The sequence below is a fragment of the Evtepia sp. genome (assembly GCF_056797215.1).
In genome coordinates, this window is the sequence record NZ_JBQILM010000054.1 from 1 (window position 1) to 2844 (window position 2844).

Below are 2844 nucleotides of genomic sequence, written 5' to 3' on the forward strand. Positions count from 1 at the left end.
ATCTGCGGTTACACCGCAGATTTGGGTGGAGGCAACGAGTTCTATCAAGCTGAGGGCAAAAAAAGTCCCCGTCCTATTGGACAGGGACAATATGGAGCGAGTGACGAGGCTCGAACTCGCTACCTCCACCTTGGCAAGGTGGCGCTCTACCAGATGAGCTACACTCGCGTCAACAGGATGTATCTTATCACAGCCTGTCAGGAATGTCAAGCATTTTTTCAAAAAAACCTAAAAATTTACGTTCCCCGCCATGGAAGGGATGGCCGGGGCCCAGGTGAAGCGGATTTCTGCCAGGCGCTGCTGGCCGCTGTCGGGGTAGAGCTGGACTTGGATGTCCGCCAGGGGGGGCAGGTTCTCAATCTGGGCGCAGGCGTCCACCACCGCCTGGCGGATGCCCTCGGCGCTGTCCTCCTGGGTGAAGTAGCTGATGCGGAACACCGCCTGGCTGGGACGGTTGGGCAGGATGGTCAGCAGCTCCCGGTGGATGGCGCTGCTGCCGGTGACGGAGATCACGGAGCGCAGCTCCTCCTGGCTGCGGGTATAGGCCAGGGTGACGGCGACCTGGTAGTAGGAGGCGCTCTGGCTCACGTCGTATTTGATATAGTCCAAGGCATAGGCCCCCAGGGGGTCCTCCTTGGAGACCTCTAGGCAGGCGGCGTCCACGTCGCTGGCGGCGGAGCCGGTGACGCTGACGTATTGGTACAGGCGGATTACCCCGTCCTCCTCCCCCTTGCCCACCAGGTAGAGCAGGGCGCTTACCAGGCCCTGGTAGGTCTCCGCCCGGAGGATGGAGGGGTTCTCCTTCTCGTCGGAAAACTGCCGGTGGGGGGTGACGGAGGCATAGCTGCGCTCCAACAGGGAGGAACAGCCGGTGGTGAGCACCAGGGCCGCTAGGAGGACAACACATAGGCTACGTTTCATAGGGCTTCCCTTCTACTTCCCTTCGTCCAAGCGCAGCAGCTTGGCCAATTTCTCCCCCTTGGGCATCAGCATCAAGTCCTCTTTGGACAAGATGCGTAAGGCCACCACCAGGACGGCATACACCAGGCAGGCCACCGCGATGGTGCCCAGCACCGCCAGGGTATTCCCCAAAAACCGTCCCAGCAGGGGGTGGAGCAGCCAGACCACCACGCCCATGGCCGCCGCCGCCAGGGCAGGCTTCCAGAACACCCGGCGGTAGCTGGGGGGGTGCTGGGTGAGGCGGCGGATGGAGGCCAGCTGCAACAGCGCAATCACCGCGAAGCACACCAGGGTGCCCACCGGGGCCCCCTTGACCCCCAGCTCCGGCCGCTGGACCAGGGTATAGTTCACCGCCAGCTTGGCGGCGCTGCCCAGGGCCACCTGGAACACCGGCAGGAGCACTTGTCCGTGGGCCTGCAGGATGGCGCTGCACAAAAGCTGGATGCACACAAAGATAGAGGCCACCCCCAGCACCAGCAGGGAGGCACTGGCCACCTCCTGGTTGGTGTTGGGGAAGAGCATGCGGATGATGGGGCCGGAGAGCAGGGCCAAGCCCACCCCGGCGGGCATGGCCAGGAGGGCCCCCACCCGCAGGGCGGATTCCGCGATCTGCCCCGCCCCCCGGCTGTCCTCCCGGGAGAGGCAGGCGGACACCGCCGGGACAATGCTGGACGTGAGGGCCACCATGAGGGCGGAGGGGAGGTTATAAATGGTGACGGCCTTTTGAAAGCTGCCGTAGAGGGCCGAGGAGGCCTCGGGGCTGTGGCCCAGGGCGCTTTGCAGGAGGTTTTGCACCTGGATGGAGTCCAGGCAGGTGGTGATGGGCACCACCGAGGCACAGATGGTAATGGGGATGGCGATCTGCGCCATGGTCTTGAGGATGTGTCTGGTGGAATCCGGGGGGCTGTCCCCCAGGGGGGGCTGGTGGGCAGCGGCCCGGCGGTGTTGGAGCACCAGATAGGCCAGGGCCACCAAACCGCTGATGGTGACCCCCCCAATGGCCCCGGCGGAGACGTACTGGCTGCCCAAGCCCCGCTGCAGGAGATACCAGGCCAAGGCCAGTCCCGCCAGGAGCTTAATGGAGGCCTCCAACACCTGGGAGATGCCTGTGGGGGTCATGTTCCCCTGGCCCTGGGCATAGCCCCGGTAGGAGGCCATGGCGCAGACGAAGAAGCAGGACAGGGACAGGGCCCGGATAGAGGGCGCGGTGAGGGCGTTGCCTTGGAGGCAGGCCAGGGGGTGGGCAAAGAGGAGCATAATCAGGCTGCTGAGTACCCCCAGGGCCAAAAAGGTGTGCAGGGAGACCCGGAACACCCGCTCCACCTGCCGCCCCCGCCCCAGGGTGGTGGCCTCGGAGATGGTCTTGGACATGGCCACAGGCAGGCCGGCGGTGGCCACCATCAGCAGCAGGTTGTAAATGGCATAGGCGTTGTTGAAATAGGCAAAGCCGGGGTCGTCCAGGATGTTCCCCAGGGGGATTTTATAGAGGGCGCCGATGAGCTTGGCCAGGGCAATGCTGGCGGCCAGGATGGCGGCCCCGCCAAAGAAGGAGCGGCTTTTGGGCTGGGTTGGTTTCATGGAGGCTCCTTTCCCTTGTTTGGTATCGTTTGCGCTAGTATAGCATGATTGCCAGGGGAACACAAGGGGGGGAAGCGGAGGCTGCCCCCAGCATGGTTGCAGAAAACCATGGGGGGCAGCCTTTGGGTGCTGTGTTTACACTGAAACGGGATTTGCTTACTTGGCTCTCTTCTTCTCCGCCAGCTTCACCCAGGCGATGCCGGCAGCGGCGGCCAGGGCTAGGGCGTACCAGAGGGCGGTGTCGTCCCCAGTGGTGGGCACGTCAGCCAGGGGCACATCCTCGTCGGGGATCTCTGTGGTCACCAC

The 2844-nt window shown here is 64.0% G+C and carries 2 protein-coding genes and 1 tRNA gene; all 3 read right to left on the reverse strand.

All coding sequences use genetic code 11. The features are described from left to right. Nucleotides 1–92: 92 nt before the first annotated feature. The 3 genes from ACTOZL_RS09765 to ACTOZL_RS09775 all read right to left on the reverse strand — a co-directional run bounded on the left by ACTOZL_RS09765 (nucleotide 93) and on the right by ACTOZL_RS09775 (nucleotide 2538). Nucleotides 93–168: transfer RNA gene (locus ACTOZL_RS09765), tRNA-Gly, on the reverse strand. A 60-nt stretch (nucleotides 169–228) separates the two neighbouring features. Beyond that, nucleotides 229–921 carry a hypothetical protein gene (locus ACTOZL_RS09770; RefSeq protein WP_482478188.1) on the reverse strand — a complete coding sequence of 231 codons (693 nt, stop codon included), beginning with the start codon at nucleotides 919–921 and terminating at the stop codon, nucleotides 229–231. 12 nt (nucleotides 922–933) lie between these two features. Next, nucleotides 934–2538: a putative polysaccharide biosynthesis protein gene (locus ACTOZL_RS09775; protein ID WP_482478190.1), complete on the reverse strand. Its 1605-nt coding sequence runs from the start codon at nucleotides 2536–2538 to the stop codon at nucleotides 934–936. Nucleotides 2539–2844 lie beyond the last annotated feature (306 nt).

What these genes read in the sequence shown, in the direction of transcription:
- ACTOZL_RS09770 (WP_482478188.1), bottom strand. Translation starts at nt 921, where the DNA reads ATGAAACGTAGCCTATGTGTTGTCCTCCTAGCGGCCCTGGTGCTCACC.
- ACTOZL_RS09775 (WP_482478190.1), bottom strand. Translation starts at nt 2,538, where the DNA reads ATGAAACCAACCCAGCCCAAAAGCCGCTCCTTCTTTGGCGGGGCCGCC.